We start from the raw sequence: 7,806 nt of genomic DNA, 5'->3' as shown, positions 1-7,806 counted from the left end.
CTAATACCGGTACTATCCGGTTACAGCGAGGAGTTTCCACTGCGGAAATTCTTAGCAGTGATGATTATAGACTTAATGTAAGATTTGCTATAGATGCTTTTAATTACAGTCAAGTCCAAAGTAAAGAAGGTGTGTTCACTCTGCTTACTGCAAAAGACTTTGGAGCTACAACTCAGATTGGTGAGCCAAAACTTCCTGTTTATCGGAAAATAATCAGCGTTCCTCTGGGCTCAACACCCCAGGTGCGAACATTTAATACCCAACAACAGACCATTTTACTTGCAGAGCATGGCATTCACTACCCAATTATACCTGCTCAAGAAAGTGTATCTAAAAGTGCAAATACAGAATCTTTACCATTTGTAATAAATAGAAACTTTTATAATGGAAGCAGCAGCACGTCTCATTCCGCAGTAAAACTGGAAGAGCTGGGTATGCTGCGTGGAGAAAGACTTTTCACTATTGATTATACTCCCGCAAACTATAATCCTACGACAAAAAGCATTGATGTAGTCAGTTCCACTGATGTTGAAATTACATTTATAGGAGCAGACCTAGCTGCTACTGCTGAACTAAAAGCAAAAACATTCTCGCCCGCATTTGTTTCAGCTTTAGATACTTCCGTTTGGAACTATCAAGACACTCGTACCAGTTTGTTACGCTACCCCATAGGTTATGTGATAATCAGCCCTCAAAGCTTTGTTGGTGCTTTACAACCATTTATAGATTGGAAAACCAAAGAAGGCTACGATGTTACCGTGACCTCCATAGAAAGTATTGGTAATAGCTATAACAATATAAGAACCTATATGCAAGGATTGTGGAACAATGCGACGCCTCAAAATCCTGCTCCCAGCTATTTGTTGATTGTGGGCGACGTTGCTCAAGTTGCTACAGGCAGTTCTACTACTCAGGATACCCATCCTACGGACCTCCATTATGCCCGATTACAAGGAACTGATTATATGCCCGAGATGTATTTCGGTCGTTTTTCTGCTACTTCTATAGCCGAAGTAACAAATCAAGTTAATAAAACTCTCATGCATGAGACATATTCAATGCCGGACGACAGCTATCTAGAAGATGCAGTGCTAATAGCAGGAATGGATTCTTGGTATGCTCAATCTCATGGTAATGGTGCTATCAATTATGCTACTCAAAGATATTTTAATGTTGCACATGGAATAGATGCCCATACTTATTTGTATCCAAGTTCCGGAACCAGTGGTACACAAATTCGTTCTAATATCTCTTCGGGATCCGGATATGTAAACTATACTGCTCATGGCGGAACTACCGAATGGAGCGATCCTGTATTTACAATATCTCATATAAATTCTTTGCAAAATCAGAACAAATATGCTTATGTTGTTGGCAACTGCTGTTTAACAAGTAAGTTTGACGTTTCCCTGAGCTTTGCCGAAGCTTGGCTTAGAGCGCAAGATAAGGGTGGCATTATCTATATTGGTGGAACCAACAGCACTTATTGGGATGAAGATTATTGGTGGGCAGTTGGCGCTAAGGGCACAGCTAATGGACAAGCTCCAGCCTATAATGCTAACGCACTTGGGGCTTATGATGCTCTTTTCCACGAAAACAATGAAGACTTTACGGACTGGGCTTCCAGTGCCGGCTCTATGGTACTGATGGGGAATCTTGCAGTGGTACAAGGCGGAAGTAACTTAATTAACTATTATTGGGAAATATACTCCATAATGGGAGATCCATCGCTTACACCATATATTGGAATACCCCAAGAAAACGCCATGCAGTTACCAGAAAGAATATTCTTGGGACTCAGTAATATGGAGCTTTATGCGGATCCTTATACGTGGGTATCACTCTCAAAAGATGGCGAGATACACGGTGTTGGCTTAACTGATGCCTCCGGATACTTAAACCTTGATTATATACCTTTTAGCGAGCCGGGACACGTAGATATTGTTGCCACTCGCTCTCGTCGTAGACCCTTTGTTTCTACGATAGAGGTTATTCCCAATGAAGGACCCTATATATTGGTAAGCCCCATTATTGTAAACGATGATAGTGGCACGGCAGAAGCTGGAGAAACTGTGGATATCGATCTCACTTTTACCAATGTAGGCATTCTGGATGCAGGGAATCTCACCGTTACGATGGAAACCGAAAGCCCATGGGTTTATCTGGATTCGAATCAAACAAGCATAGATGACATTGCATCTGATGGAACTCTTGATGTGCCTTCTATCTTTTCTTTAGTGGTAGATCAAGGTACCCCTGATCAGCATATCGCCGAATTCTCCATCACAGTTTCCGATGGAGAACATGAGTGGATTAGTAACCGTAGCCTAACGATTAATGCCCCCAATGTGGTAATTACTTCTGTGAACTACTTCGATCCTAACAATAACGGTATATTTGAAGCTGGTGAAAACATAAACATCACTTTGAATATTACCAATAACGGACATATGGCGGTTCAAAGCGGATCTTTGCGTTTGATTCTTAACAGTGATGACGCCTCTTTGCCGCTATCTAACTTCACAATCCCCGGCATTAGTCAGGGCGTGAACATTCCGATTAGCTTTAATCTGAATATAGCTCAAGACGCTGAACTTGGAACAACAATAGCCCTTGGTATTGCTTTAGATATGGGAGTTCAGATGATAAACCATGGTTTAGTGATTCCGGTTGGAGCAATTCAAGAAGGTTTTGAAACAGGAAATTTTAGTTCCTTTGCTTGGCAAAATTCAGACTCTACTCCTTGGACAATAGTATCTAACGAAAGAAACAGTGGTTTATACTCAGCTCGTAGCGGATCCATAGGCAATAACAGCAGCACATCTTTGAGTGTTACTATGGATATTGTTGGTGAAGGAAATGTGAGCTTTTATCGTAGAGTGTCTTCCGAGCTTGATTACGATTGGTTAAGATTTTATATAGATAACGTTGAAATGGGTAGTTGGAGTGGAAACGTAAGCTGGAGTCAGGTTACTTATCCGGTTGCCTTAGGTTCGAGAACCTTTACCTGGACTTATGAAAAAGATATTAGCATGTCCGGAGGTAGTGATACTGCATGGATTGACGACATCAGATTCCCAATGACCGGTGCTTCAGATTTGCCTATGGCATACACTACAACAGAAAGCATTGTGTTCAACGAAGTTGTGCCCAATAGCATCACCACTCAGAACTTAATATTGCGCAATCTAGGTACTTCAGATCTTTCGGGCATAATAACTATTCCCAATCAGTTCAACTTATCCAATATGGGTCAGGATCTTCCTAATAGTTACTATTATGTAATATCACCTGGCGTAACCAGAACTTTTAAGATAACTTATGAAGCTCCATCAAGCGTTCCACAGATTTCTGATATTGTTTTGATTACAACCAACGACCCCGATCTCACCGAAATTGAGATACCAATAACTGTTCAATCGAGCTCAAATGAAAACTTGGTAAATCCGGTTATTACAGAATTAAGCGGCAACTTCCCCAATCCTTTCAATCCTGAAACTAGCATAAAATTTTCATTGAAAGAAGCTGCAAACGTAAAACTGAATATATTTAATCTCAAAGGCCAATTGGTAAAATCCTTATTGAATACTCCTATGGATGCTGGGAAACATCAATTGGTTTGGGATGGTAAAGATAACAACGGCTCCAATGTGTCCAGTGGCATCTACTTATATAGAATGGAAGCTGGAAACTATGCATCTACACAGAAGATGATGCTTATGAAATAAAAACCCATAGGCACTATCCTCAGGGTGGTGCCTATTTAGTTTTAAATATAAAAAATTAGTATTGAAGAGATATTGGAGGATTTAGTGAGAAGATTCATTATGCTGCTTATATTACTGTTAAGCATTAGCTTATACTTAAATGCAGAAACGGTGGACATTGCAGATTATGCCAATGGCATAAAGCTAATTCAAAGTTCATCAAACGAAATGATCTTAGAAATGACTTTAGGCAGTTTCACCCGCGAAGCAGTAAGCATAAATAACCAAACTTGGTATAATATCAGCACACCAAAAAGTGGCTTAACCCTAGAAGAAGGCTTTCCTCAAGTTCCTATTCTTGCTGGAAGCCTAATTATTCCGGCAAATGCGCACATGGAGCAAGAAGTTTTAGAAAGCGAGTATCATGATATTGAAATGCGCATAGCTCCTTCGAAAGGTAGCCTTAGCAGAAATGTTAATCCAGAAACAGTTCCTTATAGTTTTAACGATTTCTACAATGGAACAGACATCTACCCCACCCAGAATATAGAATTAAGTGAACCCTTTATTCTTAGGGATTACAGGGGTATTACAATTAGATTCAAACCTATCGAATACCATCCATATACTGCAACCACAAGAGTTTATACTCGAATAAGAGTAAGGATAAGCCAAAACGGTAACAGTTATACTAATGCTCTAAATAGCTCTAAAGGCAGTTACTCTCGTGAATTTGAAGGCATTTATAAAAACATGTTTCTTAATTTTGGGCAAGCTAAATATCCTGCATTAAACGAAGATGGCAGAATCTTAGTAATCAATAATTCCATGTTCAACGAGACTATCCAACCTTGGGTAGATTGGAAAAGACAAAATGGTTATGATGTAACTGTTGTGGATGTTCAAGAAGCGGGACCAACCGCAAACCAGATTAAAGCATATATACAAACGCAATACAATTTGAATAACGGTCTAATGTTCTTACAGATAATGGGAGATTCTCAACAGGTTCCTTCACTTTTATATGCCGGAGGCGGTAGTGATCCTTCCTTTGCTCTTTTAGCTGGTAATGATAGCTATCCAGATATCTTTGTGGGCCGTTTTTCGGCGCAGACTGTGGCTGAAATGCAAACCCAGATTCAAAGAAGCATAGAATATGAACGCGATATGCAAAGTGATGCCACTTGGATACAAAAAGCCATAGGCATTGCTTCTAATGAGGGTGGCGGATATCAGGGCGACAATGGCGAAAGCGATCAGCAACACATGGATTTAATCCGCACGGATCTGCTGAATTATGGATATGATTCTGTAGATCAATTGTATGCGGCAAATGGTGCTACAGCTTCCCAAGTATCAAGCAATCTTAATATTGGAAGAGGATTTATCAATTATGTGGGTCACGGTTCTGATACCTCTTGGGTTACCACCGGATTTAACGTTAATAATGTCAATGCTCTTACCAATAACAATATGCTGCCATTCATAGTATCTGTAGCCTGTGTAAACGGTAATTTTGTAAACAGAACTTGTTTTGCCGAAGCTTGGATGCGAGCCACAAATAACGGCACGCCTACTGGTGCCGTAGCTATTTATGCTTCGTCTGTTAACCAAGATTGGAACCCTCCTATGAGAGGTCAGGATGAAATTACAGATCTTCTGATTGCCGAAGCCAAAACTACTATTGGCGGATTGTTCTTCAACGGTTCCTCCAAGATGATTGAAGTTTATGGCTCTCAGGGATCTGATGAGTATAAGAACTGGCACATTTTTGGCGATGCCTCCCTCATGGTCAGAACCAAAAATCCCACAGAAACCTTAGCTGAATACAATCCTGTTTTATTAATCGGAATGGATAACCTAATTGTTACTACAGAACCAAACTCTCGAGTTACTCTCAGTGGACCGGATAATGCTATTTATGCCAAAACCGTTGCTGATGGTAGTGGCACGGCAATTCTGAATCTGGATATTATGCCAGATCAACCTATGGATTTGTCCCTTACTATTACTGCTTTCAACAAAACTGCATATATTGGCACAATTGAAGTATTGCCTGCAGCTGGTGCTTATATTGTAATTAACGATGTAAGCATTGAAGATGGAAACGACAACTTAGCATCTTTCAACGAAATTGTAACTGTTCATGTTGAGATAGAGAATTTGGGCTCCGATCCGGCTGAGGATCTTAGCCTCTTTATCAATACTACCGATCCCCATCTTAGTGTTGTTGGGAATCCAGAGATTATTACTGTTATAGAACCCAATTCAACTGCATCAACTGTATTGGGAATCGATGTAAAGATCAGTGATTCTGTTCCGGATCAGTATCTGGCTTCTTTTAACGTGGAAGCGAGCTTGAGCGATGGTACCATATTTAGCTATGAGCATTCCATAACGATTAATGCCCCTGATATTGAATGGGGTACCATACAGATTGATGATGCAAGTGGAAATGATAATGGCAGAGTGGATCCCGGTGAAAGCTTTGTGATCTCTATCCCGTTTATCAATCAAGGACACGCCCCCAGTCCGGAGATCTTTGCTTCTCTTTCCGTGTTTGGAGGCGAAAACATGATTAGTCCAATTACGGAAACAGTCTCAGCTTTAGAGATTGGCGAAGAAGGTAACGCACTTTTCATGATTCACCTCTCATCGCAAATTGAGCCTGGAAGCACTATCCGTTTTGACGTTATGGCTTCCTATGCGAATACAATACTTACAAATTCTTACAGTATTGTCGCCGGCATCTTGTTGGAGAACTTTGAGGCCGGACTCACTAATTTCCCCTGGACATTTAATAACGGAGATTGGAGTATTGCCAGTGGTGGATACAATAACAGTATGGCTGCCCGTAGCGCACAGATAAACCACAATCAAAGTACTTCTATAAGCATCACTCTTAACAACCCAATAGATGGTTTTGTCTCCTTCTGGAAAAAAGTTTCTTCCGAACAAAACGGAGATTACCTAAATTTCTACATTAATGGTATGCTCAAAAATCAATGGAGTGGCATTTCTGAAGAATGGCAACAGGTTAGCTATATTGTAATGGCTGGCACCAATACCTATCGTTGGGAATACGTTAAAGATGGCTCTGTATCTTCTGGCAGTGATTGCGTTTGGATAGATGAGATACTATTCCCTGCCGAAAGCACTGATACCGGCAGCCCCTTGGCTATTGTTGATGTTACAGAATTAGATTTTGGCAACACCGAAGTAGGCGAAGAAAGCATTCTTCCGGTTACAATTACTAATAATGGAAATGCAGTAATGCTTGGTACTATTCAGATCTCGACACCATTCAGTCTTATTACTGAAGATCTGAACATTCTAGCTGATACTGAATTTGCGCTTAACCCAGATGATTCCAAAACCTTTGAAATTGCCTTTCTACCCCTTAGCCATGGCACATTTAATACTAATCTGGTAATAGTTTCTGATGATCCCTTAAACAGCCAAATTATCATTCCAGTAACCGGAGAATCCAACCCATCTGCGAATGAAAACAATGTTAACCCGATAGTTACGGAACTGAAAGGTAATTATCCCAATCCCTTTAACCCAAATACCACAATAAGCTTCTCAATTAAGAATAGAGAATTCGTTAGTGTGGACATATACAATATTCTAGGACAAAGAGTAAAGACATTGATAAACTCAGATCTTGCTCCCGGAATGCATAGTGTTACTTGGAATGGTAAGGACGACAACAATCGCAATGTTGCTAGCGGAATCTATTTCTACAAAATGAAATCCGGTAAATACACCAGTACAAAGAAAATGATTCTTATGAAATAAACCCTTACCTTACTAATATCGAAAAGGCTCCTTTTTGAGGAGCCTTTTTTCTCAGTTGCCATATATCCCTTGGGGTGGCAAGCTCTGTTTGCCACAGCGAGCGCAGCTCGCTTCTGAAGGCAGCTTTGCTGCCTCTGCCAAGCAGGAGCTTGGCAGCCCATACGGGACTGCACAATGCGAGGGCTGGGGTGGCAAGCTCCAGGTTGTTACAGATGTGGCTACAAGCAGTACCTACCTTTGGGGTGGCAAGCTCCAGGTTGTTACAGATGTGGCTACAAGCAGTACCTACTTTTGGGGT

The 7,806-nt window shown here is 40.7% G+C and carries 3 protein-coding genes; all 3 read left to right on the top strand.

The window, feature by feature from the left end:
- Positions 1-3,728 (top strand): C25 family cysteine peptidase (locus LHW48_09960; protein MCB5260773.1); only part of this gene is annotated, 3,728 nt, incomplete at its 5' end.
- Positions 3,729-3,812: 84 nt separating this feature from the next.
- Positions 3,813-7,508: a C25 family cysteine peptidase gene (locus LHW48_09955; GenBank protein ID MCB5260772.1), complete on the top strand. Its 3,696-nt coding sequence runs from the start codon at positions 3,813-3,815 to the stop codon at positions 7,506-7,508.
- A gap of 55 nt (positions 7,509-7,563) precedes the next feature.
- On the top strand, positions 7,564-7,806 hold a 243-nt coding region (locus LHW48_09950), incomplete at its 3' end, for a hypothetical protein (protein MCB5260771.1).

The organism is Candidatus Cloacimonadota bacterium, assembly GCA_020532355.1.
Lineage (GTDB): Bacteria > Cloacimonadota > Cloacimonadia > Cloacimonadales > Cloacimonadaceae > UBA5456.
The sequence above is the reverse complement of the archived record's forward strand: the minus strand, read 5'-3'. Positions and strand labels throughout refer to the sequence as shown.